This is a genomic window from Variovorax endophyticus (assembly GCF_025376855.1).
Classification (GTDB): domain Bacteria; phylum Pseudomonadota; class Gammaproteobacteria; order Burkholderiales; family Burkholderiaceae_C; genus Variovorax.
Map to the genome: position 1 here is coordinate 122,118 of NZ_JAHUTH010000023.1, position 25,696 is coordinate 147,813.

At 71.8% G+C, this 25,696-nt stretch carries 21 protein-coding genes and 1 pseudogene; 15 read left to right on the forward strand and 7 right to left on the reverse strand.

Translation table 11 applies throughout. From position 1 onward, the window contains the following. Window positions 1-10: 10 nt before the first annotated feature. Together KV106_RS27010 and KV106_RS27015 are read right to left on the reverse strand one after the other, a co-directional pair. Window positions 11-787 carry a GntR family transcriptional regulator gene (locus tag KV106_RS27010; protein WP_261213694.1) on the reverse strand — a complete coding sequence of 259 codons (777 nt, stop codon included), beginning with the start codon at window positions 785-787 and terminating at the stop codon, window positions 11-13. After that, window positions 784-1,890 (reverse strand): aromatic ring-hydroxylating dioxygenase subunit alpha, encoded by a 1,107-nt coding sequence (locus tag KV106_RS27015; protein ID WP_261213696.1) that lies wholly within the window; start codon window positions 1,888-1,890, stop codon window positions 784-786. Before KV106_RS27015 ends, KV106_RS27010 begins: the two co-directional genes overlap by 4 nt. A gap of 156 nt (window positions 1,891-2,046) precedes the next feature. Here KV106_RS27015 and KV106_RS27020 point away from each other — a divergent pair, with 156 nt between their 5' ends. From KV106_RS27020 to KV106_RS27030, 3 genes are read left to right on the forward strand one after another with little or no spacing between them, the layout of a single operon-like run. After that, the gene (locus KV106_RS27020) at window positions 2,047-3,168 is read left to right on the forward strand and encodes a 5-methyltetrahydropteroyltriglutamate--homocysteine S-methyltransferase (RefSeq protein WP_261213698.1); all 1,122 of its coding nucleotides are present in this window, start codon (window positions 2,047-2,049) and stop codon (window positions 3,166-3,168) included. 27 nt (window positions 3,169-3,195) lie between these two features. Beyond that, complete coding sequence (locus KV106_RS27025; protein ID WP_261213700.1) at window positions 3,196-3,861, forward strand: glutathione S-transferase family protein; 666 nt, start codon at window positions 3,196-3,198, stop codon at window positions 3,859-3,861. Between the two features lie 46 nt (window positions 3,862-3,907). Next, complete coding sequence (locus KV106_RS27030) at window positions 3,908-5,287, forward strand: phospholipase D-like domain-containing protein (RefSeq protein WP_261213702.1); 1,380 nt, start codon at window positions 3,908-3,910, stop codon at window positions 5,285-5,287. Here the strand turns inward: KV106_RS27030 and KV106_RS27035 are convergent. Further along, complete coding sequence (locus KV106_RS27035) at window positions 5,265-6,011, reverse strand: TetR/AcrR family transcriptional regulator (RefSeq protein ID WP_261213704.1); 747 nt, start codon at window positions 6,009-6,011, stop codon at window positions 5,265-5,267. The genes KV106_RS27030 and KV106_RS27035 overlap by 23 nt on opposite strands. Window positions 6,012-6,104: 93 nt before the next feature. Here KV106_RS27035 and KV106_RS27040 point away from each other — a divergent pair, with 93 nt between their 5' ends. The 6 genes from KV106_RS27040 (at window position 6,105) to KV106_RS27065 (ending at window position 14,692) form a co-directional block, all read left to right on the forward strand. Next, complete coding sequence (locus tag KV106_RS27040) at window positions 6,105-7,121, forward strand: HlyD family efflux transporter periplasmic adaptor subunit (RefSeq protein ID WP_261213706.1); 1,017 nt, start codon at window positions 6,105-6,107, stop codon at window positions 7,119-7,121. Then, complete coding sequence (locus tag KV106_RS27045; protein WP_409976564.1) at window positions 7,118-8,899, forward strand: ATP-binding cassette domain-containing protein; 1,782 nt, start codon at window positions 7,118-7,120, stop codon at window positions 8,897-8,899. Before KV106_RS27040 ends, KV106_RS27045 begins: the two co-directional genes overlap by 4 nt. Continuing rightward, window positions 8,896-10,026: an ABC transporter permease gene (locus tag KV106_RS27050; protein WP_261213707.1), complete on the forward strand. Its 1,131-nt coding sequence runs from the start codon at window positions 8,896-8,898 to the stop codon at window positions 10,024-10,026. Before KV106_RS27045 ends, KV106_RS27050 begins: the two co-directional genes overlap by 4 nt. Before the next feature lie 13 nt (window positions 10,027-10,039). Further along, window positions 10,040-11,158 carry an ABC transporter permease gene (locus KV106_RS27055; protein WP_261213709.1) on the forward strand — a complete coding sequence of 373 codons (1,119 nt, stop codon included), beginning with the start codon at window positions 10,040-10,042 and terminating at the stop codon, window positions 11,156-11,158. Window positions 11,159-11,190: 32 nt separating this feature from the next. Then, the gene (locus KV106_RS27060; protein ID WP_261213711.1) at window positions 11,191-12,714 is read left to right on the forward strand and encodes an efflux transporter outer membrane subunit; all 1,524 of its coding nucleotides are present in this window, start codon (window positions 11,191-11,193) and stop codon (window positions 12,712-12,714) included. Between the two features lie 226 nt (window positions 12,715-12,940). Further along, window positions 12,941-14,692 (forward strand): Ig-like domain-containing protein, encoded by a 1,752-nt coding sequence (locus KV106_RS27065; protein WP_261213713.1) that lies wholly within the window; start codon window positions 12,941-12,943, stop codon window positions 14,690-14,692. Between the two features lie 7 nt (window positions 14,693-14,699). Here the strand turns inward: KV106_RS27065 and KV106_RS27070 are convergent, their stop codons facing one another. Next, window positions 14,700-15,599 carry a LysR family transcriptional regulator gene (locus KV106_RS27070; RefSeq protein ID WP_261213715.1) on the reverse strand — a complete coding sequence of 300 codons (900 nt, stop codon included), beginning with the start codon at window positions 15,597-15,599 and terminating at the stop codon, window positions 14,700-14,702. A 94-nt stretch (window positions 15,600-15,693) separates the two neighbouring features. Between KV106_RS27070 and KV106_RS27075 the strand changes: the two genes are divergently transcribed. The 3 genes from KV106_RS27075 (at window position 15,694) to KV106_RS27085 (ending at window position 19,348) form a co-directional block, all read left to right on the forward strand. Further along, on the forward strand, window positions 15,694-16,818 hold the full coding sequence (locus KV106_RS27075; RefSeq protein WP_261213717.1) for a TauD/TfdA family dioxygenase: 1,125 nt from the start codon (window positions 15,694-15,696) through the stop codon (window positions 16,816-16,818). Between the two features lie 56 nt (window positions 16,819-16,874). Continuing rightward, window positions 16,875-17,828 (forward strand): tripartite tricarboxylate transporter substrate binding protein, encoded by a 954-nt coding sequence (locus tag KV106_RS27080; protein ID WP_261213718.1) that lies wholly within the window; start codon window positions 16,875-16,877, stop codon window positions 17,826-17,828. 128 nt (window positions 17,829-17,956) lie between these two features. After that, on the forward strand, window positions 17,957-19,348 hold the full coding sequence (locus KV106_RS27085; RefSeq protein ID WP_261213721.1) for an MFS transporter: 1,392 nt from the start codon (window positions 17,957-17,959) through the stop codon (window positions 19,346-19,348). On the opposite strand, the gene KV106_RS27090 is transcribed toward KV106_RS27085, so the two are convergent. Continuing rightward, window positions 19,349-20,455 carry an ROK family protein gene (locus tag KV106_RS27090; RefSeq protein ID WP_172705637.1) on the reverse strand — a complete coding sequence of 369 codons (1,107 nt, stop codon included), beginning with the start codon at window positions 20,453-20,455 and terminating at the stop codon, window positions 19,349-19,351. Between the two features lie 87 nt (window positions 20,456-20,542). Continuing rightward, window positions 20,543-21,430 (reverse strand): LysR substrate-binding domain-containing protein, encoded by an 888-nt coding sequence (locus KV106_RS27095; RefSeq protein WP_261213723.1) that lies wholly within the window; start codon window positions 21,428-21,430, stop codon window positions 20,543-20,545. Window positions 21,431-21,533: 103 nt separating this feature from the next. On the opposite strand from KV106_RS27095, the gene KV106_RS27100 reads away from it, so the two are divergent. Together KV106_RS27100 and KV106_RS27105 are read left to right on the forward strand one after the other, a co-directional pair. After that, window positions 21,534-21,833: a DUF6506 family protein gene (locus tag KV106_RS27100; protein ID WP_057595691.1), complete on the forward strand. Its 300-nt coding sequence runs from the start codon at window positions 21,534-21,536 to the stop codon at window positions 21,831-21,833. A 46-nt stretch (window positions 21,834-21,879) separates the two neighbouring features. Further along, window positions 21,880-23,433: an ABC transporter permease/substrate-binding protein gene (locus KV106_RS27105; RefSeq protein ID WP_261213724.1), complete on the forward strand. Its 1,554-nt coding sequence runs from the start codon at window positions 21,880-21,882 to the stop codon at window positions 23,431-23,433. Here KV106_RS27105 and KV106_RS27110 read toward each other — a convergent pair. Next, a pseudogene (locus KV106_RS27110) lies at window positions 23,423-24,322 on the reverse strand (LysR family transcriptional regulator); the annotation flags it as partial. The gene KV106_RS27105 and the pseudogene KV106_RS27110 sit on opposite strands and share 11 nt — an antisense overlap. Window positions 24,323-24,426: 104 nt before the next feature. On the opposite strand from KV106_RS27110, the gene KV106_RS27115 reads away from it, so the two are divergent. Continuing rightward, entirely contained in the window at window positions 24,427-25,623 is a 1,197-nt protein-coding gene (locus tag KV106_RS27115) for an MFS transporter (protein WP_261213725.1), read from the forward strand. Window positions 25,624-25,696: the final 73 nt, after the last annotated feature.

Consider the following 25,696-nt stretch of genomic DNA (forward strand, 5'->3'; position numbering starts at 1 on the left):
AGGAAGCCGCTCAGCCGCGGCGGCGGATCAGTTGCACGCCGGGCAGCGGACGCTGCTGCTCGGTGGGCGCGCCGTGCAGCGCCTCGCGCAGGTTGCGCCGCGCGATGCGGCTGTGCTCGCGCATCAGCGCCTCGGCGCGCGAGCCCTCGCCGGACTCGATGGCGTCGAGCACCTGCACATGCTGGTCCTGCGCGATCACCAGCATGTCGCGCGCGGCCGGCGAATTGGCCTGCACGATCACGAAGCCCGAGGGCGAGGCGAACGGCAGGTTGATCACGCGCTCGAGTTGCTGCGCGATGACCGGGCTGCCGGCCATCTCGCACAGCAGCGCATGGAAGCGCTCGTTGTGCGTCACGTAGCGCGAGAAGGCGGCGTCATCGAGCGCGGGCTCGCGCAGCAGCTCGTCGATGCGCTGCAGGCAGCCGCGCGCCTCGCGCAGCACCACCGGCGCCGCGCCGCGTTCGGCCGCGAGCCGCGCGACCAGCCCCTCGAGCGTGCCGCGCAGCTCGATCGCATCGGCCACGTCGCGTTCGGAAAAAGTGCGCACCGCATAGCCGCCGTTGGGCAGGGCCTCGAGCAGGCCTTCCTGCTCGAGCCGCATCAGCGCGGTGCGCACCGGCGTGCGCGACACGCCGAGTTGCTCGGAGATCGCGACCTCGGCGATGCGCGCGCCGCCCGGCAGCTCGCCGGCCAGGATCATCTCGCGCAGCCGCAGCTGCGCCTTCACGGCCTGCGAGGCGCCGCTGTCGCCGGGCTCGCCGGCGCTGCTGCTGGCGGCGACCTTCATGCGGCCTGCCGCCGGTCGACGCGGATCGGGATCGCGGCGCGCGCGGGCCGCTCCTTGTCGACCATGCGGTCGATCAGCCGCCGCGCCCACATCGAGCCGGCGTCGATGTTGAGGTTGTAGAAGCGGTGGTCGGGATGCTCGTCGATCGCCTTCTGCTGCGCCTCGAGCACCAGCTCGTCCTCGCGGAAGATGCCCGAGACGCCCTCGCGCAGCTCGTGCGTGAGGCGCTGCTCGCCCAGGCAGTAGTTGCGCGCGAAGGCCCAGAAGTAGAGGCAGGTCTTGTCGGTCTCGGGCGTGATGGTGTTGAGCACGTAGCCGTTGACGCCCTTGCCGCGGTCGCCCGGGTTGCCGCCCTTGGGCACCGCGCCGCTGCCGGCCTCGGCCACGCCGACGTCGATGTTGACCGTGCACGGCGCCTCGAAGCGGATGATCTGCCAGCGGTCGACCTTGCCCGCGTAGCCGCGCGCATGGCGGATCTGGCCACCCCAGAAAGGCGGCGCCTCGATGTTCTCCATCCAGCGCGTGACGGTGGCCGAGCGGTCGCCATGGGTGGCGACGAAGGGCGCCTCGGCCACCTCGCGGTTGCCGATCGAGGAGCCGTGCACGAAGGTCTCGTGCGTCAGGTCCATGAGGTTGTCGACCACCAGCCGGTAGTCGCAGTTCACGCGGATCATCTTGCCGTCGCCGGCCCAGGCCGGGTCGTCGTTCCAGTGCATGTCGGGCACCAGCGCGGGGTCGGCCAGCGCCGGATCGCCGGGCCAGATCCAGATGAAGCGGTGCTTCTCGGCCACCGGGAAGCTGCGCACGCAGGCCGAGGGGTTGAGCGTTTCCTGGCTCGGCATGTGGGTGCAGCGGCCCTGGCTGTTGTAGACCAGGCCGTGGTAGCCGCAGACCAGCTCGTCGCCCTCGAGCCGCCCCATCGACAGCGGCAGCAGCCGGTGCCAGCAGGCGTCCTCGAGCGCGGCCACCTGCCCGTCGGTGCGGCGGAACAGCACCAGCTTCTGGTTGCAGACCGTGCGCGGCAGCAGCGCATGCCGCACCTCCACGTCGTAGGCGGCGGCATACCAGGCGTTGAGCGGGAAATGGGGCGATCGCGTGTCCATGGATACTCAATGTATACAGAAACACGAGAATTTCCAGCCAATTACGCCGAATCGAGGGAAAACACCGATCTCTCTGTACACATCAACGTCGTCGCACAAGGCGATACGATGTTCCGTTCCACCTCTTTCGTTCAGACAAGCCGGAGTTCCATCCTCATGTCACAGCACGCCACCCTGCCCGCCCGCTACGACCACGTGGGCAGCTTCCTGCGTCCCCAATACCTGCTCGAAGCCCGCGAGCAGAAGGCCAGGGGCGAGATCACGCCCGAGCAACTGCGCACGGTCGAGGACAAGGCCATCGCCGAGGTCGTCAAGTTCCAGGAAGACATCGGCCTCAAGAGCATCACCGACGGCGAATTCCGCCGCACCTACTTCCACATCGACTTCCTCGACCAGCTCGGCGGCGTGAAGACCGACATCCCGGTCACGATCCGCAAGCCCGACGGCAGCGAGGAACTGGCCCCGCCCGCGATGCGTGTCATCGACAAGGTGCGCCACGTCAAGAACATCCAGCTGGCCGACTTCGAGTACCTCAAGAGCCAGGTCTCGGCCGGCCGCACGCCCAAGGTCACGATCCCCTCGCCGACCATGCTGCACTTCCGCGGCGGCCGCGCCGGCATCAGCAAGGAGGCCTACCCCGAACTCGACCCCGCGTTCTACGACGACGTGGCCCAGGCCTATGGCGACGAGCTGCGCTCGCTGGCCGCGGCCGGCTGCACCTACGTGCAGATGGACGACACCAACCTCGCCTATCTCTGCGACGAGCACATGCGCGAGGCGGCCCGCAAGCGCGGCGACGACCCGAACGAGCTGCCGCACCGCTACGCCGCCTTCATCAACAAGGTGGTGGCGCAGAAGCCGCCGGGCATGCTGCTGGCCATGCACCTGTGCCGCGGCAACTTCAAGAGCACCCATGCCGCGGCCGGCAACTACGAGCCGGTGGCCGAGGCGCTGCTCAAGGAGATGGACCTCGACGCCTACTTCATGGAGTACGACGACGCGCGCTCGGGCGACTTCAAGCCGCTGCGCTTCCTGCCCAAGGGCAAGACCGTGGTGCTGGGCCTGGTGACCACCAAGTTCGGCCAGATGGAGGACAAGGACGAGCTCAAGCGCCGCATCGAGAACGCCGCCATGTACGCGCCGCTCGAGCAGCTCGCGCTGTCGCCGCAGTGCGGTTTCTCGAGCACGGTGCACGGCAACAACATCGCGGTCGAGGCGCAGCGCGCCAAGCTGCGGCTGGTGGTCGAGACCGCGCAGGAGGTCTGGGGATCGACCTGAGCCGCGCTTTCTGCTGAACTCGGGGCCATGACGACCCACATCTTCTCCGGCCCCCTCAGCATGTTCGGCGCCAAGGTGCAGATCGCGGCGCTCGAGAAGGGCATCGCCTTCGAGCTCGTGATGGTGCCCTTCGACCGCGACGACAACTACAGTCCCAAGCACCCCGAGGTGCTGCGCATCAACCCCAAGGGCCAGGTGCCGGTGCTGATCGACGACGCGGTCGAGCTGTTCGACTCGACCCAGATCTTCGAGTACCTCGAGGACCGGCATCCACGGCCCGCGCTGTGGCCCGCCGAAGCGGCCGCGCGGGCCCGCGCGCGCCAGCTCGAGCACCGTTCCGACGAGGTCTTCTTCCCGCAGGTGGTCAGGCTCTTCGGCCTGCAGGAGGCGATGCAAAGCCCGCCCGCGGTGGAGGCCTGCGCCGCCTGCGCGCGCTTCTACGGCCAGCTCGACACCCTGCTGGCCGACGGCCGCGCGTTCCTGGCCGGCGACTACGGCTATGCCGACATCGCCTTCTACATGGCCCATGTGTTCGCCGACCGCAAGGGCGCGGGCATGACCGCCGAGACGCCGCGGCTCGTGGCCTGGCGCGACCGCGTCGGCGAGCGGCCCGCGGTACGCGCGGTGGTCGACCCGATGATGGACTTCCTGGCCTCGCAGGGCCGCGGCGTTCCGGCCTTCCTTCGGCGCTGAGGGGGCAAGCACGGCGGCGCGCGGCCGCCTCAGGCATCATCGGCCCATGCCGAAAAACGGGTTCGACTGGCTTCCCTCTCCGTCCCAGCATTTCCTCGTCGTCACCTTCGCGCTGCTGGTCTACGTGCTGACCACCCGCGCACGCCGCGAGCAGCGCGCGCCCACCACCGCCATCGCGTGGGTCATGGGCCTGGTGCTGCTGCCCTACCTGATCCTGCCGATGTACCTGCTGTTCGGCCAGCGCAAGCTGCGCCCCGCGGGCTCGGCGCGGCCGCCGCGTTCGGCTCCGGCCGGCCACTGGGCGGCCGACCTGATCGAGAGCTTCGGCCTGGCGCCGCCCGGGCGCAGCGCGATCCGGCTGCATGCCGACGGCGAGCACGCGCGGCTCGCGCTGTTCGAGGTGATCGACGGCGCGCGCGAACGGCTCGACGTCTGCACCTTCATCATCGGCAACGACGCGCTCGGCCGCTCGGTGATCGAGCGGCTCGCGCAGCGCGCGCGCGAAGGCGTCAAGGTGCGGGTGCTGCTCGACGGCTTCGGCGCGCTCACGCTGCCGCGCCACCACTTCGATCCGCTGCGCGCGGCCGGCGGCGAGGTGGCGGTGTTCCGGCCCTTCTTCAGCCTGCGCCGCATCGGGCCGCGCAACCTGCGCAACCACCGCAAGTTCACCATCGCCGACGACGGCTGGCTCTGGTCGGGCGGGCGCAACCTCGCCTGCGAGTACTTCAACGGCGACGCCGCCCATCCCGAGGCCTGGCGCGATCTCTCGTTCGACCTGCGCGGCAGCGTGGCGGCCGCCGCGGCGCGCCAGTTCGACCACGACTGGGCCTCGGTGCGCAGCCGCAAGCCGCGCGCGATCACGGCCGAGGACGTGCCCGAGGGCCCCGGTGCCGCGCTGGCGCAGTTCCTGCCGAGCGGCCCCGACCAGACCGAGGACACCGCGCATGCGCTGCTGATCGACGCGTGCTTTCGCGCCGAGCACCGGCTGCTCGCGATCACGCCCTACTTCGTGCCCGGCGACGGCCTGCGCGACGCGCTGCGGCTGGCCGCGCGGCGCGGCGTGCAGGTCACGATCGCGATCCCCGCGCAGTCGAACCACCGGCTGGCCGACTTCGTGCGCACGCGCGCCATGCGCGACCTGGCGCGCGCGGGCGTGAGCTTCCGCATGCTGCCGTTCATGGCCCATGCCAAGGCGGTGGTGGTCGACGACCAGCTCGCGATGTGCGGCTCGATCAACCTCGACCTGCGCAGCCTGCTGCTGAACCACGAGGCCAATGTCGTGTTCTACGGCACGCACGAGATCGAATGGCTGGCCGAGTGGATCGAGACCACGGCCTCGGCCGGCGAGGCCTACCGCGCGCGGCGCCCGGGCCTGTTGCGCGACGTGGCCGAGGGATTGCTGCTCACCGTCGCCTTCCAGCTTTGACGGGCGCGGCGGCCTGCTGGCCGCCCGCCTCCCGCGCCACCGCGTCGAGGCCCGCGAGCACGTAGCGCATCAGGTCGTCGACCAGCGCCCCGGTGTCGCGCACCGCGGGCAGCACGCGCTGGCCCAGCTCCTTGGGCGCGACCATCATCACGATGCACGGCAGCACCGTGAACATCACGCCGCGCTGCACCGAGGGGTGGTCGTCGGCCAGGCCCATGATCTCGCCGATCAGCCCGCGCACCACCTTGGCCTTGGGCAGCACCGCCTTCTGGATCAGCACCGGCATCGCGCTCGAGGGCGACAGCGCCTCGCGCAGCATCACGCGAAAGCCCCAGGGCGCCTGCGGCTGGTGGCCCATCTCGACCAGGTGGCCGAGCAAGGCGCGCAGCCGCTCGCGCGGATCGGCGCCGCTGCTCGCCTGGGCCACCAGTTCGTCCAGGCTGACGATCTGGCGGTGCGCCTCGACCAGCACCGCCTCGTAGAGGCCGTCGCGGCCGCCGAAGTGGTAGTTGACCGCCGCCATGTTGGTGCCGGCGCGGGTGCAGATCTCCTTGCTGGTGCTGGCCGCGAAGCCCCGCTCGGCGAACAGCCGGCCCGCGGTCTCGAGGATGTGGGCGCGGGTCGCGTTGCCGTCGGTGCGCGGCGCGCGCGCGGCCGGTTCGGCCTCGGCGGCGGGCGGTGCGGAGGAGGCGGTCGGACGAGGGGAACGGGAGCGGCTGGCCATGGCGCGAGCCTACCCCAACTTCCGGCCTACTTCAAATTCAAATTTGAATTTGATACGATCCGGACGCTCCTTCCGCTTCCGCCCCAAAAAGCCATGACCAAGAAACCCCTGATCGCCCTCGCCGTCGTCGTGCTGGCCGCCGCGGCCGTCGCCGCCTGGCACTACGGCCGCCCGGCCGCGCCTTCCGACCGCATCGTGCTCTACGGCAACGTCGACCTGCGGCAGGTGTCGCTGGCCTTCAGCGGCAGCGAGCGCGTGGCCGAGCTCGCGGTGCGCGAGGGCGACCGGGTGCGCGCCGGCCAGGTCATCGGCCGGCTCGACACGCGCACCCTGGCGCTGCGCGTGGCGCAGTCGCGGGCGCGCATCGGCGTGCAGGAACAGGCGCTGCTGCGGCTGAAGACCGGCAGCCGGCCCGAGGAGATCGCGCAGGCCGAGGCGCAGGTGAGCGCCGCCCAGGCCGATGCCGAGCTCGCCGCGCAGCAGCTCGCGCGGCTGCAGGCCATCGGCCAGTCGACCGCGGGCCGCGCGGTGAGCCAGCAGGACCTCGAGAGCGCGCAGGCGCGACGCAAGGTCGCGCAGGCCCAGCTCGACAACGCGCGCAAGGCACGGCAACTGGTGGTGAGCGGGCCGCGCAAGGAGGACATAGCCCAGGCCCAGGCCCAGCTCGAGGCGGCGCGCGCCGAGCTCGCGCTGATGCAGCACGAACTCGAGGAGGCCGAGCTCAAGGCGCCGATCGACGCCGTGGTGCGCGCGCGGCTGCTCGAGCCCGGCGACATGGCCTCGCCGCAGCGCCCGGCCTTCACGCTCGCGATCACCGATCCCAAGTGGGTGCGGGCCTACGTCGCCGAGCCCGACCTCGGCCGCATCCAGGCCGGGCAGGAGGCCAGCGTGACCACCGACAGCCAGCCCGACCATGCGATCGCGGGCAAGGTGGGCTACATCGCCTCGGTGGCGGAGTTCACGCCCAAGACCGTGCAGACCGAGGAGCTGCGCAGCAGCCTCGTCTACGAGATCCGCGTGATGGTCGACGACAGGGAGGACCGGCTGCGGCTGGGCATGCCGGCCACGGTGACGCTGCGGCTCGCACCCTCCGGAACGGCCGGCAAGTGAACGCGCCCGCCGTCCTCGCGCGCGGCCTGCACAAGCGCTTCGTCGTCAAGCCCGCGAAGAAGACCGTGCACGCGCTCGACGACATCGCGCTCGAGGTGCCGCCCGGCACGCTGACCGCGCTGGTCGGCCCCGACGGCGCCGGCAAGACCACGCTGCTGCGGCTGATGGCCGGCCTGCTGCGCGTCGATGCCGGCGAGCTGCGCGTGCTCGGCATCGACGTCGCCGCCGACCCGCAGGCGGTGCAGGACCGCATCAGCTACATGCCGCAGCGCTTCGGCCTCTACGACGACCTCAGCGTGCAGGAGAACCTCGACCTCTATGCCGACCTGCACGGCGTGCCGCGCGACGAGCGGCGCGAACGCTACGGCCGGCTGATGGAGATGACCGACCTCGGCCGCTTCACCGACCGGCCCGCGGGCAAGCTCTCGGGCGGCATGAAGCAGAAGCTCGGGCTGGCCTGCACGCTGGTGCGCTCGCCCGAGCTGCTGCTGCTCGACGAGCCCACGGTGGGCGTCGATCCGCTGTCGCGGCGCGAACTGTGGCAGATCGTGCAGCAGCTGGTGGACGACGAGCAGCTCTCGGTCATCGTGAGCACCGCCTACCTCGACGAGGCCGAGCGCTGCGCGCGCGTGTTCGTGCTGCGCGAGGGACGGCTCGTGGCGCAGGGCGCGCCCGAGGAGATCCGCGACCGCGCGCAGGGCCTGTGCTTCGTGGCCGCGCCGCCGGCCGGCGAGCCGCCGCGGCGGCTGCAGGCGCGGCTGCTCGATGCGCGCGCCGAGATCGTGGACGCGGTGCCGCAAGGCGGCGAGGTGCGCTTCGTGCGGCGCGACGACGCGGACGAGGCAGGCATCGGCACGCTGCTCGATGGCGCGGCCGCCGAGCCCGTGGCACCGCGGCTCGAGGATGGCTTCATGACGCTGCTGCGCGCGCAGGAAGAGCCGGCGCAGAAGCCCGCCGAGCCGATCGCGCGGCAGCCGGCGCCCTCCTCTTCCACGCCCGGCGACACCGTCATCGAGGTCAAGGACCTGGTGCGCCGCTTCGGCGACTTCACCGCCGTCGCCAGCACCAGCTTCAGCGTGCGCCGCGGCGAGATCTTCGGCCTGCTGGGCCCCAACGGCGCGGGCAAGACCACCACCTTCCGCATGCTCTGCGGCCTGCTGCCGGCCAGCGGCGGGCAGCTGCGCGTGGCCGGCGTCGACCTGCGCCATGCGCGCGCGCAGGCACGCCGGCGCATCGGCTACGTCTCGCAGAAGTTCGCGCTCTACGGCAACCTCAGCGTGCGCGAGAACCTCGAATTCTTCGGCGGCGCCTACGGCCTGCGCGGCGGGCGGCTGCGCGAACGCATGGACGCGGTGCTGCGCCAGTTCGACCTGGCGCGCGAGATCGACGCGCCCAGCGGCCAGTTGCCCGGCGGCTACCGCCAGCGCCTGGCGATGGCCACCGGCCTGCTGCACGAGCCCGAGATCCTGTTCCTCGACGAGCCCACCAGCGGCGCCGACCCGCTCGCGCGGCGCGAGTTCTGGCGCCGCATCACCGCGCTGGCCGAGGCCGGCACCACGGTCGTGATCACCACCCACTTCATGGAAGAGGCCGAGTACTGCGACCGCATCGTGATCCAGGACGCGGGCCGGCTGCTGGCCATCGGCACGCCGCGCGAGGTGCGCGCGCAGGCGCTGGGGGACGAACACGGCGAACACGGCGAGCACGATGCGCGCCGCATCGACATCGAGCAGGCCTTCATCGGCATCGTCGAGAAGGCGCGGAAGGAGAAAGCATGAGCGGCTTCTGGTCCCGCCTGGTCTCGCTCACGCGCAAGGAGTTCCGCCAGCTGCTGCGCGACCGCAGCAACCTCGCGATCGGCATCCTGCTGCCGATGGTGCTGATCCTGATCTTCGGCTACGGCATGTCGCTCGACGTCAAGCATGCGCCGGTGGCGATCGTGTTCGAGGACGCCTCGCCCGGCGCGCACGAGGCGATGGCCGGGCTGCAGCTCTCGCCCACGCTCGCGCCGATCCCGCTGGCCTCGATGCACGAGGCCGAACGGTTGATGCGCGAGCGCCGCATCGACGCCATCGTGCGCGTGCCCTCGGACTTCCCGCGCGCGCTCGCGGCCGGCCAGGCGCGCGTGCAGGTGATCGTGCATGGCGCCGACGCGGGCCGCGCGACCATCGTGCTGCAGTACCTCAACGCGGCCATCGGCCAGTCGGCGTTGCGCCAGGCCGACCGCGGTGGCAACGCCAGCGCCGCGCCCGCCATCGGCAGCGTGACGCTAGAGCAGCGCATGTGGTTCAACGCCGCCAACACCAGCACCTGGTACCTGGTGCCGGGGCTGATCGTGCTGATCATGACGCTGGTCGGCGCCTTCCTCACCGCGCTGGTGATGGCGCGCGAATGGGAACGCGGCACCCTCGAGGCGCTGTTCGTCACGCCGGTGCGGCCGGTCGAGATCCTGCTGGCGAAGATCGTTCCCTACTTCGCGGTCGGCATGCTGGGGCTGGCGCTGTGCCTGCTGGCCGCGCGCTTCCTGTTCGCGGTGCCGATGTACGGCTCGCTGGTCGTGGTGGTGCTGAGCTCGATGCTCTACCTGGTCGTGGCGGTGAGCCTGGGCCTGGTGATCTCCTCGGTCACGCGCAACCAGTTCCTCGCCAGCCAGGTGGCGCTGATCGCCACCTTCCTGCCCTCGATGATGCTGTCGGGCTTCCTGTTCGACCTGCGCAACACGCCGCTGGCGGTGCAGGTGATCGGGCATGCGCTGCCGGCCACCTACTTCATGGAGCTGGTCAAGACGCTGTTCCTCGCGGGCGACGTCTGGCCGCTGATCTGGCGCGACTGCGCCATCCTCGCCGCCTATGCGGTGGGCCTGCTGGCGCTGGCGCGCGCGGTCACGCGCAAGCGCCTGGACTGAAAGGACCCGCACCATGCTCGACTTCCTGCTGCGCATCGCCAACCTCTGCCGCAAGGAACTGCTCGCGATCCTCAAGGACCCCGCGAGCCGCGTGATCCTGGTCGTGCCGGCGCTGATGCAGAGCCTGATCTTCGGCTACGCCGCCACCTACGACCTCAGCAACGTGCCCTATGCGCTGCTCGACCAGAGCCATGGCGGCGCGGCCACCGAGCTGGTCGCGCGGCTCGACGGCACCGGCGTGTTCCACCGCGTCGCCACGCTGCGCACCCAGGCCGACATCCGCGAGGTCATCGACACGCAGAAGGCGCTGCTGGTGGTGCAGCTCGGCCCCGACTTCGAGCAGCGGCTCGCGGCCGGCCAGCGGGCGCCGGTGCAGCTGATCCTCGATGCGCGCAACTCCAACACCGCGGGCTCGGCCGCTGGCTACGTGGGCGCGGTGGTCGAGCGCTACAACGCCGAGCTGCGCAACCGCGCGGGCCTGGCGCCGGCGCCGCTGGCCGTGGAATCGCGCGCCTGGTTCAACCCCAACCTCGAGACGCGCTGGAACCTGCTGCCCGGCATGATCGCCGCGCTCAGCATGGTGCAGACGCTGCTCTTGACCGCGCTGTCGGTGGCGCGCGAGCGCGAACAGGGCACCTTCGACCAGTTGCTGGTGACGCCGATGTCGCCGCTCGAGATCATGGTCGGCAAGGCGCTGCCGCCGGTGCTGGTGGGGCTGGTGCAGTCCTCGCTGGTGCTGCTGGTGGCGCGCTTCTGGTTCGGCATACCGATGGCGGGCTCGCTGTTCACGCTCTACACCGGGCTGGTGTTCTTCACCGTCGCGAGCGTGGGCATCGGGCTGTCGATCTCGGCCGTGTCGGCCAACATGCAGCAGGCCATGCTCTACACCTTCGTGCTGCTGATGCCGATGATGCTGCTGTCGGGCCTGACCACGCCGGTACGCAACATGCCCGAGCTGCTGCAGATCGCCACGCTGGCCAATCCGCTGCGCTTCGCGATCGACCTGGTGCAGCGCGTCTATCTCGAGGGCGTCGGGCTCTCGACGGTGGCGGCCAATCTCATTCCGCTCTCGGTCATCGCCGTGGTCACGCTGCCGCTGGCGGCCTGGTTGTTCCGGAACCGGCTCGCCTGAACGCGCGCCATTCCACGTCTGGAGAAGAAGACATGTCCCTCCCTCATGCCCTCGCGCCGCTGGTGCTCGCCCTCGCGCTGTCGGGCTGCGCGGTCGGCCCCGACCATCGCCCCGCCGAGACGCCGGCCCCCGCCGACTGGTCGGCCTGGCACGGCGGCGCCGATGCGCTGCTCGGCGCCGAACGGCGCGCCGGCGCCTCGGCCGCCACCAGCGACTGGAAGGCCTTCGGCGATCCGCTGCTCGACAGCCTGCAGGCGCGCGCGCTCGCTGCCAACCACGACCTGCGGACGGCCGCCTTGCGCTTCGCGCAGAGCCGCGCGCAGCGCAGCGCCACCGCGGCGCAGCGAGGGCCGCAGCTCGAGGCGACCGCGGGCGTGAACCGCCAGCGGCAGAGCGAGAGCGGCGCGGCCACGCGCATGATCGACGCGATCGGTTCTTCGGCCGGCAACCGCGAGCAGCTGATCCGCTCGCTGTCGCAGCCCTTCGACCTCTACCAGGCCGGCTTCGACGCCTCGTGGGAGATCGACCTCTGGGGCCGCGTGCGGCGCGCGGTCGAGGCCGCCGAGGCCGACAGCGCCGCCTCGGCCGCGCTGCTGCGGCAGGCGCAGCTCAGCGTGCAGGCCGAGGTCGCGCGCAACTACGTCGAGCTGCGCGGCAGCCAGCGCGAACTGCAACTGGCGCGCGCCGACCTCGCGGCCGCCGGCGAGTCGCTCGAGCTGGTGCAGGCCCGCGCGCGCGGCGGCCTCGTGACCGAGCTCGACCCGGTGCGCCAGCGCGGCCTGCTGGCCGAGCTGCGCGGCCGCATCCCGGCGCTGCTGCAGCAGGAGGCGCAGGCGATGAACCAGATCACGCTGCTGCTCGGCGCCGCGCCGGGCGCGCTCAATGCCGAGCTCGCGGCGCCGGCCGATGCCGCCGCGCAGGACCGCGCCCTGCCCGAACTCGCGCTGGGCCTGCCGGCCGAACTCGCGCGCCGCCGACCCGATATCGCCGCGGCCGAGGCGCAACTCCATGCCGCCATCGCGCGCGTGGGCGTGGCGGTGGCCGAGCTCTATCCGCGCGTGACGCTGGGCGCGCGCTTCGGCAACGAATCGGTGGGCCACGAGCGCTTCGGCGACTGGGGCAGCCGGCAGTGGCAGGTCGGCCCCTCGCTGAGCCTGCCGATCTTCGACATGGGAAGGCGCCGCAGCACCGTGACCCTGCGCGAGCTGCAGCAGCAGGAAGCGGCCGTCGCCTTCCAGCAGACGGTGCTCAAGGCCTGGCACGAGATCGACGGCGCGCTCAGCGCCTATGCGGCCGAGCGCCGCCGCCAGGCCGAGCTGGCCGAGCGCGAGCGCGAGAGCGCCGATGCGCTGGCGCTCGCGCAAGCGCGTTACGCCGGCGGGCTCACCGACTTCGGCGTGGCGCTCGAGGCCCGCCGCACCCTGCTGCAGGCCCAGCGCGACCGGGCCCAGAGCCGCAGCCGGCTGGCCGTGGACTGGGTCGCGGTCTGCAAGGCGCTGGGCAGCGCGCCGCCCGAGGACGCGGTCGCCACGGCGGCATCGGGGCCGCCAATTTGATACATTGCAACAACGTTTGAAACACAAACACACAATCCATCTAGAATTACTACCGGTTTCGGTAGTTGACGGATTGGTTTTGTCCGCGCGCCCCTGAGGCGCGGCCCGATCGGCACTCCCGGCACCCCCTGCATCGCAGGGCCGCCCGACGGGGGTCGCGCACGGCGAACGGCCGGCTCCCGGCGCCGACCGTTCGCGCTTTGCGCCCCCGCCGCGGGGAAGACCGATGCGAGCCTTCTCCTCGCTGCAAGCCGGCGTACGCCGGCTGTGCGCCGCCCTGCTGGGGGCAGTGGCCCTGCTGGTCGCATCGCCCTCGGGCGCGGTCGTGCTCGACGAGATCGGCCGCGGCACCGCCAGCGTCCACCGGCTGAAGTTCTTCGTCGATCCGCAGCTCGCGGCCGAGATCGGCGGCGCCGAGGCCGGCCGCCGGCTCGCGCAGTACGTGGCCGACGTGAACACCGTCTTCACGCGCGAATCGGTGCGCGGCTTCGGCTTCGACCCCGCCGCCGACCTGCAATGGATCGCGCCGGCCCAGGCACCGCAGTGCAGCCTCAACGGCCTGGTCAATGGCGAGATCGCGGTCTGCATCAACAAGTCGACGCGCGGCTACAGCCACGGCGGCCTGACGATGAGCTGGACCTTTCCGGCGCGCGGCGCGACCTGGAACCTCAACTGGACCGCGATCCACGACCCGCTGCGCCTCACGCGCGCCATCGCGCCCGGCGCCGTCGAATCGACCGAGAAGGACTACCTCGGGCGCCAGCTCAAGACCCTGCTGCATGAACTCGAGCACGTCTTCGGCGCCGGCTCGGGCGAGTACTACAACGCGATCGCGGTGGCCGACACCACCGACGTCGCACCCAAGGCCGACCTCGACCTCACGAAGCCCGCCGACCGCTACAGGTGGCCGCGCCAGCACTGGCGGCTCGATCCGCTGCTGGGCACGGTGTTCGAGGAGCGCTTCGACCCCGCGGCCAACCGCGTGGCCACGATCGAGATGATCCGCTTCACCGAGGGCACGAAGGCCAACCTCGACACCGACTGGAGCAACTGGCCCAAGCTCGGCAGCTCCAAGTTCATGGCCGGCACCACCGCCACCCAGGTGCGCGTGAGCGAGCGCGAGGGCGGCGCGGCGCTGCCCGGCGCGCAGGTCTGGGTATGGCGCGATCCGGGCGCGGGCAAGCCGCTGGAGCCGATCGCGCAGGGCGTGTCGGACGCGGGCGGGCGCTTCGTCTTCGACTGGCGCTGCGGCTTCACCTGCTTCGCGGTCGGCAAGACCAACCTGCTGGTGAAGGCGCAGGCACCGGGCCGCGCGCCGGGCGCGAGCTGGTTCACCATCTTCGATGCCTTCGAGCAGAAGGCGGTGCGCGGCCAGGCCATGTTCTCCATCGACCTGCCGCTGGGCCTGCCCGACGACCACAAGCCGGTGGTCTCGCTGGCCGCGCCGGCCATGGCCACCGTGGGCCAGCCGGTGACGCTGGCGCCGGTGGCGGTCGATAACGTGGGCGTGTGGGGCCTCAAGGTGATGGGCGCGCAGAGCCTGCCGATCTGCAGCTTCACCGCCCCGCCCTACACCTGCAGCTGGACGCCGACCGCGCCCGGCATGCAGACCATCCGCGTGATCGCGATGGACGCGGCCGGCAACACGGCGGTGGCCTCGGCCAACGTGATGGTCAACCCGCCGGCCGACACGCTGCCGCCCGCCGTGGCCTTCGTCGCGCCGCCGACCGCTGCGGCCGGCCTGCCGCTGCGCCTGGCCGCGAGCGCGGCCGACAACGTGGCGGTGGCCGAGCTCAAGTTCATCGCCGACGGCCGCACCGTCTGCACGCTGCGCGCCGCGCCCTACGTGTGCACCTGGACGCCGACACGCGCGGGCCATGCGGTGATCGAGGTGCGCGCCTCGGACGCGGCCGGCAATCTCGCGGCCGTGTCGGGCGGGGTGCGCGTCGAGGGCAGCTTGCGGCCCGAGGACCTGTAGCGCAACCCTACATGCCGCGGTCGCTGCGCTGCCGCTGCGCCGTCATCAACGCCGTGTGCATGGCCTCTCGCATCGCGGCCAGCGTGCGGCTGTCGTCGTCGGTCTTGCGCGTGACCAGCGACAGCTGCAGCATCGGCGCGCCACGGCCGAGCCGCACGATGCGCACCGGGTAGGTCGCCACCAGCCCCGGGTCCGCGATCTGCACCACCGAGATCCCGAGACCGCCGCTGACCATGGCGACGATGGCGGGCGTGCTGTCGAACTCCAGCGTGCCGCGCTTCTCGCGCACCTGCGTGCTCACGAAGCGCGCGGCCAGCGTGCCGGTGACGGTGGAACGGTCGTAGCGGATCCAGTCGTACTGCTTGAACAGCGCGGCCACCGAGCTCTCGGTGGCCGTGGGCGGCGCCACCAGCACCAGCTCGCGCCGCAGCATCGGCTGCCAGCGCAGCCGCGCCGAACCGCCGCTCTCGGGCTGCGCCACCAGCGCCGCATCGAGGTCGCCGGCCTTCACCGCCGCGATCAGCGACGCGCTGCGCCCGCGCGCGGGGCGCAGCTCCAGCCGCGGATAGCGCTCGCGCAGCAGCCGCATGGTGGCGGGCAGCACGATGGGCTGCATCGACTCGATCACGCCCAGCCGCACGCTGCCCTCGATGCTCACGCTCGCGCGCTTGCGCAGCGACTCGAGCTGCTGCAGCGCATCGCGCATGACCGAGGAGACCTCGTGCGCCAGCTTCATCGGCTTGACCTGCAGGCCCGAGCGGTCGAACAGCGGCTGGCCCAGGTAGGCCTCGAGCTGCTTCATCTGCATGCTGATGGCGCTGGGCGTGAGGTTCATCTCGTGCGCGGCCGCCGCCAGGGTGCCGCCGCGCAACACGGCGTCGAGCGTGGAGAAGGCATCGATCTTCATCAAATTTCCTTATCTAAGACTTGAAATAGTGTCGCTTTTTCTTCGCATCGCGCGGTCCTAGACTTTTTGGCACGACACCCGAGGACCCGATCGAATGAACGACACGCAACCCGCCGCCCCCCTCGCCTGGACCGCCGAAGAGGTGCGCCAGGACAGTTCCTGGATCCAGCGCCTGAGCGAGACGGAGGTCGACGGCTTCCGCTCGGCGCTGCGGCATGCGGCCGCGCTGGGCAAGCCGCTGCTCTCGATGACGCAGGCCGACTTCCCGCTGCCCGCGGCCTCGCGCGAAGCGCTGGACCGTGCCATCGCGACCACGCAGGGCCGCTGGGGCATGTGCCTGCTCAAGGGCTTCCCGGTCGACGAATGGAGCGAGGACGAGACGCGCACCGCCTACTGGGGCATGAGCCTGCACATGGGCGTCGGCCGCACGCAGAACCGCGCCAGCCAGGTCATGAACGACGTGCGCGACGAAGGCGGCGACTACAAGGTCAAGGGCGGCCGCGGCTACAACACCAGCGCCGGCCTCGACTTCCACCAGGACTCGTGCGACGTGGTGGGCCTGCTGTGCCGGCGCACGGCCAAGAGCGGCGGCACCAGCAAGGTCATCAGCTCGATCCGGCTGCGCGACGAGGTGCAGCGGCTGCGCCCCGACCTGATCCCGGTGCTGCAGCAGCCCTTCTTCCACAGCTACCAGGGCACGCAGGACCCGTCGCAGCCGCCGTTCTACCGCTGCCCGATCTTCGGCAGCGACCCGCTGCATTTCGCCGCGCGCACCAACCGCAAGAACACCGACGCGGCGCAGCGCGACTTCCCCGAGGTGCCGCGCCTCACGCCACAGCAGGTCGAGGCCCTGGACCTGCTCGACGCGCTGATGCCGAGCCCGCTGCTGTGCTACTCCATGACGCTGGAGCGCGGCGACATGCAGCTGCTCAACAACTACGTGACCCTGCATTCGCGCACGCCCTTCGAGGACTTCGAGGCGCCCGACGACAAGCGCCACCTGCTGCGCCTGTGGCTCGCGATCCCTTCGTCGCAACCGCTGCCCGCTGCCTTCGAGGAGTACTACGGCGACGTGCGCGCGGGCGCGGTGCGCGGCGGCGTGCGCGGCAGCGCGATCACGTCCGAGTTCCTGGCCTACGAGCAGCGGCAGGCTCAGGCCCTGAACATGCGGCTCGAGCCCTGGCGGGCGAAGCGGCCGGCGGCGGACGCCCTGGCCTGAAGCGCGCGCCGGCACCGGCCGGCCCGCCCCCCGATGACAACGAAAGAGAGACAAGCATGCTTCGACGCAGATTCATCGCCGCAGGCGCCAGCGCCTCGGCCCTCGCGAGCTTCGGCGTTCGCGCGCAGCAGGTCACGCGCCTGCTCGTGGGCGCGACGCCCGGCGGCGGCACCGACATCGTGGCGCGCGCGCTGGCGCAGGAGCTCACCACGCGCCTGGGCCACCAGTTCATCGTCGAGAACCGCCCGGGCGCGGCCGGCAACATCGCGGCGCTGGCCGTGGCCAAGGCGCCCACCGACGGCAGCACGCTGCTGCTGAGCTACACCAGCCACGCCATCAATGCCTCGCTGTATCCGAACCTCCCCTTCGATCCGCAGAAGGACTTCACGCCGCTCGCGGGCATCGCCAGCCTGCCGGCCATCCTGATCGCGCGGCCCACGCTCCCGGCCAACGACGTGCGCGAGCTGATCGCGCTGGCCAGGCGCGAGCCCGGCAAGCTCAACGTGGCGATCGCGGGCTTGGGCAGCGCCAACCACCTGGCGGGCGAGATGCTCAAGCGCGACGCGGGCATCGACATCGTGGGCGTGCCCTACAAGGGCACCGGGCCGGCCATCGCCGACGTGGTGGCGGGACAGATCGACCTGGCCTTCGCGGGCGTGGCCACGGTGCAGCAGCTCGTGAAGGCAAAGCGCCTCAAGGCCCTGGGCGTGACGAGCGAGAAGCGCCTGGCTGCCTTTCCCGAGGTGCCGGCCGTGGCGGAAGTGCTGCCCGGCTATGCGTACAGCTCGTGGTATGGCCTCTTCGGGCCGGCGCAGATGCCCGCGCCGCTGGTGGCGCGCATCGCCGACGCCGCGCGCGCCGCGCTGGGCTCCGAGCTCATGCGCGAGCGCTTCAGGGACGAGGGCCTGGTGCCGATGGGCACCGGCCCCGACGAGTTCGGCGCCTTCGTGCGCAGCGAGATCGTGCGCTGGGGCAAGGTGGTGGCGGCCACGGGCGCCAAGCCCGAGTGAGCAGCGGGCGGGCCGGGGAGGCCCGCGCCGCGCATCCCCGAGCGCCGGCAAGGGTTTCCACTTAGGACTAGCCTTCGCGTCTCCCCACGGCGTCGCCGGACGCCGCAGCCCTCTTTCTTCCGCGAGCGATGGCCTCCCTGTTTTCCCGTCAAGAGATCCATGCGATCGGCCCGGGCCTGCCGGCCCACGAACGCTTCGGCGCGCTGCTCGCCATCATGCTGGGCGTGTGCGTGGCCAGCCTCGACACCGCGATCGCCAACACCGCCCTGCCCACCATCGCCAACGAACTGCGCGTGAGCGAGGCCGCCTCGACCTGGGTCGTCAGCGGCTACCAGCTCGCGATGGTCGCCGCGCTGCTGCCGGCCGCCGCGCTCGGCGACGTGCTCGGCCACCGGCGCGTGTTCCTCTGGGGCCTGGTGCTGTTCACCGTGTCCTCGCTGGGCTGCGGCCTGGCCGACTCGCTGCCCGCGCTGGTCGGCTGGCGCCTGGTGCAGGGCCTGGGCGCGGCCGGCGTGATGGGCATCAACGGCGCGCTGGTGCGCGTCGTCTATCCCTCGGGCATGCTGGGCCGCGGCCTGGGCCTGAACGCGCTCGTCGTGGGCCTGGCCTTCGCGGGCGGGCCCACGGCCGCATCGCTGGTGCTGCTGCTGGGCTCGTGGCACTGGCTGTTCCTCATCAACGTGCCGATCTGCGCCGTGGCGGTGTTCTACGGGCTGCGCTTCCTGCCGGCCACCGAGCGCCACAGCCACGGCTTCGACGGCCTGGCCGCGCTGCTGTGCGCCGCCGCGCTGGCGCTGCTGGCCTCCACGCTCACCGAGGCCGCGCACCAGGCCACCGTCGAGTCGGTGATCGTGCAGGCCGTGCTGGGCTTCGTACTGCTGGCCTGGCTGCTCAAGCGCCAGTCCGGGCATCCGGCGCCGATCCTGGCCATGGACCTGCTGCGCAATCCCGTGTTCGCGCTGTCGGCCGCCACCGCCGTGTGCTCGTTCGCCGCGCAGGCGCTGGCCTTCATCTCGCTGCCCTTCCTGCTGCAGTCGCTGCTGGGCTACTCGCAGGTCGAGACCGGCTTCCTCATCACGCCATGGCCGCTGGTGGTGGCCGCGATGGCGCCCCTGGCCGGACGCCTGTCGGACCGCTACGAGCCGGGCCTGCTCTGCGGCATCGGGCTCGCGCTGCTGGCGCTGGGCCTGCTGTCGCTGGCGCTGCTGCCGCCGCATCCCACGGTGGCCGGCATCGTCTGGCGCATGGCGCTGTGCGGCGCGGGCTTCGGCTTCTTCCAGTCGCCGAACCTGCGCGCCATCATGGGCTCGGCACCGGCCTCGCGCAGCGGCGGTGCCAGCGGCATGGTGGGCACGGTGCGCCTGCTGGGCCAGTCCTCGGGCGCGGCGCTGGTGGCGGCCTGCTTCCACGTGTCGAGCACGAATGGCGCGGTGTACGCGCTGTGGCTGGGTGCCGCGTGCGCGGCGAGCGCCGCCGTGTTCAGTTTCCTGCGGCTCAGGCGACGCGCGCTGGCGGTCTAGTCATTTGCGGTTGGTGAAGCTGGCATTGCCCAGCCCGGTGCCGATGGTGAGCACCGCCCAGTGGCCGACATCGCGCATGAACGGCAGTTCGCTCAGGCCCTGCACCACCGCGTCGTTGTGCATCAGCACCAGCGTCGGCCCCGAGCCGATCATCGGCATGCGGCGCCACAGCGCGCTCGGCAGGTGGAAGTTCTCGCTCTCCCAGTCGCCCGGCAGGTTCTGCGCACCGCGCGCGATCGAGCCGTCCTTGCGGATCAGGCCGGGGCAGGCGATGCCGATGAAGGGCGCGAGCCGGATCTTCTTGCGCTCGGCATAGCGCACCATGTCCTCGAGCATGCCGGCCACGTGCTCGACGAAGTTGGTGCGGCTGGGCTTCTCGTCGGCATGGCGCCACTTCTCGCGCCGCACCACCTTCGCGAGCGAGAAGTCGCGCGCCTTGCGGTGGCGCGTCTTCACGATGCCGCAGCGCACGTTGGTGCCGCCGATGTCGATCGCGAGGATCGCGTCGTGCTTCTTGAGCATCTCGGGCGGCGTCAGGTGCACCCAGCCGATCAGCCCGCCGTCGTCGACCTCGTGCGAGAGCCGGCCGAGCTGCACGTGCACGCCCATCTCCTCGAGGATGGCGCCGGCCTCGAGGATCGCGCGCTCGCCGGCCTCGCTCTCGGGAAAGCCTCCGCCCACCACGATGCGCTCGACCTTCTCCCATGAAGGCTGGTGCAGGAAGCGCTGGATCACGGCCGCGAGCTCCTGCGCGAACTCGCCGATCGCGCTGTGCATCACGTTGGCCGCGTCGCTGACCTTCTGGCCGCGCAGCAGCCGGTCGAGCTCCTTCTTGCTCATGTCGCGCGAATGCCGCAGGCCCAGCGGATCGGTGCCGTCGCTGCGGTGCTTGCGGCGCCAGCGCTCGAGCAGCGCGCGGAACGCGGTCTGGCTCGCCTGATCCCCGACGAAGCCCTCGTTGTCGCGCAGCTGCAGGCTGTAGCCGTCGACCTGCAGCTTGGGCAGCTCGCGCAGGCCGTGGACGTCGGGGCCGGGCAGGTCGATCTTGGGAGACTGGCGGGGCTTGGTCGTGGTCTTGGAAGACTTCTTGGCGGGCTTGGGATTCATGGCTTTCGACTATGCGGCGCGGCGCGTCCCGAGCGCATCGGCTTCGCGCACCACGGCGTGTAGGAGACGGGCGGGTACGACCTCGGCTCAGACGGCGGGCAGCGCCGCCAGCAGGCGCTCGGCGAGCGCGCCCGGCACCTTTCGCGTCACCGCATGCACCTCGAGCTCGAGCGCAAAGCCGCGCGGCAGCTCGGCCCAGACCACGCCCGAGGGCGCCAGCCGCTTCAGCCCGGACTGCACGATCGCCAGCCCGAGCCCGCAGGCCACCAGCTCGAGCACGGTGGAAGGCTCGGCCGCCTCGTGGCGGATGGCGGGCGCGAAGCCCGCGCGCCGGCAGGCCTCGAGCATCTGCGCGCGCCCCTCGGGCGTGGCCTGGCGCGGCAGGAAGACGAAGGGCGCGCCATCGAGCGCCCTGGCGCCGGCACGCCGGCCGGTGGCCAATGCATGGTCGGCGGGCAGCGCCAGCAGATAGGGTTCGCGCGCCACGCGCCGGCTCGCGAGCGCATCGTCCGACGCGGGCGGTGCACGGTGCGCGAAGCCGATGTCGATGCGGCCGTCGCGCAGCGCCTCGAACTGCGCCGCGGACCGCGCGGCCAGCAATTGCACCTCGGTGGCCGGCGACTGCCGCCGCAGCGCGCGCAGGGCCTTGCGCAACACGCCCGCATGCAGCGCGCTCTCGACATGGCCGATGGCCACGCTGCCGGCCCGGCCCGCGGCCTCCTCGCGCACGCGGGATTCGAGCCGCGCCGAGGCGGACAGCAGCAGCCGGCACTCCTCGAGGAAGCGCTGCCCCGCCTGCGTGAGCTTGAGCCGCTTGCCGCTGCGCGCGAACAGCGCCAGGCCCAGCCGTTCCTCGAGCGCGATGACCTGCCGGCTCAGCGGCGACTGCGAGATGTGCAGGCGCTCGGAGGCGCGCGCGATGCTCTGCGTCTCGGCGACCGCGACGAAATAGTGGAGCTGCTGCAGATCGAGCATGTCGGACCTTTTCTGTCTCATTCATTGCCGAAACGGACGTGGACGAGCATAGACCGAGGCGCGACCATGGCGGCCATTCACCACCCGCCCCTGGAGCAAATACATGGCACTCACCCGATTCGGATTCATCGTCACCGGCCACGGGCTCGACCCCGCGCGCGACCGCAGCGTGCTGTCCGCCTCGCACTTCCACATGATCACCATCGGCGTGGCGAGCGCGGCCCAGGGCCCGCAGGCCGCGCGCGAGCTGCTGGCGCAGGGCGTGCAGCTCATCGAGCTCTGCGGCGGCTTCGGCCCCGTGGGCACGGCGGCGGTGCTCGCGGCCGTCGATGGCGCGGTGCCGGTCGGCTCGGTGGGCTATGGCCCCGAATCGATCGCGGGGCTGGCACGGCTGTTCGCCTGAGTGCCCCGGGTGGCCGCGCGCCACGCATGCCGATACACTGGTCCGGATGCAATCGCCCCGCCGCCACCTCTGGCGCGCCATCCTGCTGTTCTCGCTGGCCTGGCTCGGTGTCGCGGCATCCGCGCAGACCACCGACGACGGCACGCTGCGCGTCGGCTCGAAGCGCTTCACCGAGTCCTACATCCTGGCCGAGCTGCTCGCGCAGACCGCCGCGCCGCACCTCGCGAACAAGCCGGTGGTGCGCCAGGGCCTGGGCAACACGGCCATCGTCTACGAGGCGCTGCGCTCGGGCGCGATCGACCTCTATGCCGAATACACCGGCACCATCGCGCTCGAGATCCTCAAGGGCTCGCCCGCGGCCACGCGCGCGCAGATGAACGAGGCGCTCGCGCCGCTGGGCCTGGGCGTGGCGATACCGCTGGGCTTCAACGACGGCTATGCGCTCGCGGTGCGCGCGGCCGATGCCGACCGGCTCGGGCTGCGCAGCCTCGGCGACCTCGCCAAGCATCCCGAGCTGAAGCTCGGCCTGTCGAACGAATTCATCGGCCGCGCCGACGGCTGGAAGGGCCTGGCCGCGCGCTACGGCTTCACGCAGACGCCCACCGGTCTCGACCACGGCCTGGCCTACGACGCGATCGGCGCGAAGCAGGTCGACGTGATCGACATCTACACCACCGACGCCAAGATCGACCACCTGGGCCTGCGCGTGCTCGAGGACGATCGCCAGTACTTCCCGCGCTACGACGCGGTGGTGCTCTACAAGCTCGACCTGCCGCGGCGCCTGCCGAAGGCCTGGGCCGCGCTGCAGAAGCTCGAGGGCCGGGTCGACGAGCACGCGATGATCGCGATGAACGCGCGCGCCGAGCTGCAGAGCGTGCCCTTCGACACCATCGCGCGCGACTTCCTCGCGAGCGCCGGCAAGGACGGCGCGGCGCCGCAGGACACGCGGCGCGGCTTCGCGGCAAAGCTCTTCGGCCCCGACCTCTGGCAGCTCGCGCGCCAGCACCTGCTGCTGGTGGCGCTGTCGGTGGGCGTGGCCATCCTGGTCGGCGTGCCGATCGCGATCCTGGTGTTTCCGCATCTGCGGCTGCGCGCGCTGGTGCTGGGCGTCGCGAGCCTGATGCAGACCGTGCCCTCGCTGGCGCTGCTCGCGGTGCTGATCTCGATGCTCGGCGCCATCGGCACCCTGCCCGCGCTGATCGCACTCACGCTCTATTCGCTGCTGCCGATCATGCGCAACACCGTGACCGGCCTGGCCGAGGTGCCCAACGGCCTGCGGCTGGCCGGCACCGCGCTCGGCATGACCTCGAAGCAGAGCCTGCGGCTGGTGCTGCTGCCGCTGGCGCTGCCCACGCTGCTCGCGGGCGTGCGCACCGCCACCGCGATCGCGATCGGCACCGCGACCATCGCGGCCTTCATCGGCGCGGGCGGCTTCGGCGAACGCATCGTGACCGGGCTCGCGCTCAACGACCGCGAGCTGCTCGTGGCGGGCGCGCTGCCGGCGGCGGCGCTGGCGCTGCTGAGCGAGGGCGTGTTCGAGCTGGTGGAGTTCTGGCTGCGCCGGCGCCGCCGCGCGCCGCCGGCATCGACAGTGCCTTGAGGCCCTCGCGCAACAGCCGCGCGCCCACGCCCAGCGGCTTGTCGGCGCGGTGGCAGAAGTAGGCGCGGTGGCCGGTCTCGCCGTCCACGCCGAGCCGGCCCACCGGCAACTGCACCAGCGTGCCGGCCGCGATGTCGGCCGCCACCAGCCATGACGGCATCTTTCCCCAGCCGAGTCCGGCGCGCAGCAGCGCGAGCTTGATCTGCATGTCGCCCGCGCGCCAGGTGGTGGGCGAGAGCACGTCGAAGTCCTGACCCGCGCTGAGCGCGCTCGCGTCCTCCACCACGATCTGCAGGTGCCGCGCGGCCGCGTCGTCGAGCGAGCCGCGGGCCTTCTTCCTCGCGAGCGCCGCCAGCGGATGCGCGGCGGCCGCCACCGCCACCATCGACAGCGGCAGCAGGAACTCGCGCGCGATGCGCTCGTCGAGCTGCGAGAAGGCCGAGATCGCGATGTCGCAGCGGCCGCTGTGCAGCGCCTCGACCGGCGCGCCCATCGAGCCGTACTCGATGCGCATCGCGATGCCCGGATGCACCGCGTGCACGCCGCGGATGGCGGCCGCCACGAGGTCGATCGGGAACAGCGTGTCGACCGCGATCGACAGGCCGAGCTCGATGCCCTGCTCGATCCCCTGCGCGCGGGCGCGCAAGGCATCGACCTTCGCGAGGATCTGCCGCACGTCGCCCAGCAGCGCCTGGCCCGCGGGCGTGAGCACGGGCTTGTGGCCCGAACGGTCGAACAGCCGCACCTGCAGCTGCTCCTCGAGGTTGGCGACGGCCTGGCTCACGGCCGACTGCACGCGGTGCAGCCGGTCCGCGCCCGCGCGGAAGCTGCCGGCCTCGGCCACCACCGCGAACATCTGCATCTGGGACAGCGTGAGCGCATCCAGCATGGGCTTCTCCTTCTTCGGGCAATGCAACTCGATCGGTTCGATCGATGAAGTCGACCGATATTATTTGCTTTCATCGATCGGGCTCGAAGGCCAGACTGGCGCTCATGCACTCCACGTCCGCGCCGCTGCCCTCCTCCGCCGCCACCACCGCCTGGACCGGCGTCGCCCTGGTGGTCGCCGCGGGCGTGATCGCCGCGCTGCAGGTCGGCAAGGTCGCGATCGCGGTGCCGCAATTGCGCGAGGACTTCGGGCTCGGCCTGTCGGCGATCGGCTGGCTGATGGCGGTGTTCTCGCTGCTCGGCGTGCTCGGCGCGATTCCGGTCGGCGCCTGGATCGCGCGCGCGGGCGACCGTCGGCTGCTCGCGGCCGGCCTGCTGGCGCTGGCCGTCGGCAGCACGATCGGCGCCCTGGCCGGCGGCCTGGCCGCGCTGCTGTTCGCGCGCGTGGTCGAGGGCCTGGGCTTCCTGCTGATCGTGATCGCCGGGCCCGCGCTGCTGCAGCGCATCGTCGCGCCCGCCGCGAAGGACCTGGCCTTCGCGATCTGGAGCTGCTTCATGCCGGTCGGCATCGCGATCGCGTTCTTCGTCGGCTCGGTGCTCGAGGGCTGGCGCGGCTTCTGGCTCGCGAACGGCCTGCTCGCGCTGGTGCTGCTGGCGCTGGTGCTGGCGGCCGTGCCGCGCCCGGAGCGCGACACGCGCCGGCTGTCGTGGCGCGACATCGCCGGCGACACCGCCCGCACGCTCGCGGCGAGCGCGCCGCTGCGGCTCGCGCTGTCCTTCGCGATCTACAGCCTGCAGTTCTTCGCGCTGTTCAACTTCCTGCCGGTGCTGCTGATCGAGCGCATGGGCACGAGCGCGGCCACGGCCGGGCTGTTGAGCGCGCTCGCCTGCCTCGCGAACGTGGCCGGCAACCTCGCGGCCGGCCTGTTGCTGGCGCGCGGCACGCCGCGCTGGCGGCTGGTGGCCGTCGCGACCGCCACCATGGGCATCGCCGCGCTCGGCATCTTCCTGCCGCTCCTGGCGGCGCCGCCGACCTTCGTGCTGTGCCTGCTGTTCTCGGGTGCCGGCGGGCTGCTGCCCGCGACCCTGCTGGCCTCGGCAGAACGGGCCGCGCCGCAGCCTCGGCTCGCACCGCTCACGGTCGGCCTGCTGATGACCGGCAACAACGTCGGCCAGATGATCGGCCCGGTGCTGGTCGGCGGTGCGGTGGAGGCGCTGGGCTGGCCGGCCGCCGCCGCGATCGTGGCACTCGCGAGCGTGGCGGGGCTGGGGGTGGCGATGGGGTTGCGACCGCTGCGCTGAAGGCGCGGCCGCGAACGCTGCCTCAGGCCAGCGTGTAGGCCGTCTTCACCGTGGTGAAGAACTCCTGCGCATA